The sequence below is a fragment of the Veronia nyctiphanis genome (assembly GCF_004116385.1).
GTDB classification, from domain to species: domain Bacteria; phylum Pseudomonadota; class Gammaproteobacteria; order Enterobacterales; family Vibrionaceae; genus Veronia; species Veronia nyctiphanis.
Genome location: NZ_PEIB01000115.1, coordinates 1 through 325, shown reverse-complemented (window position 1 = coordinate 325; position 325 = coordinate 1). Strand labels below are relative to the sequence as shown.

Here is a 325-nt window from a genome sequence, read left to right as displayed (position 1 = left end):
GGCAAGGTGACGTCACCTTGCATGAATGGCGATTTCCAAGCGACAACCCAACCGCCGTTGGGGCCTGCTTCGCCCTGTGGCGGTGAAATCAGGTTTCCGTCTTTGTCCTCAACAAAGATTTCATTCTCGAACTGACCAAAGCTTGAGTTGTATTGCGTGTCATTAAAGACAAAGTGGAGATTCCCGTCTTCATCACTGGCGTTGGTGACACTGATGGTCCACGCCGGGCCCTCTTGGTAACTCGATGCATCCTCTCTACCGTGTTGCACCAAGGTCAGTGATTCGAGCGTGGGCGAGGATTCATTATCCGTGATGGTGACCACCC

Annotated in this window: 1 protein-coding gene; it reads right to left on the bottom strand. The window is 52.9% G+C overall.

Going from position 1 to position 325, the window contains the following annotated elements; genetic code table 11:
* Positions 1-325, bottom strand: a 325-nt coding sequence (locus CS022_RS25140; protein ID WP_161569756.1) for a hypothetical protein, incomplete at both ends; no start/stop codon positions are given.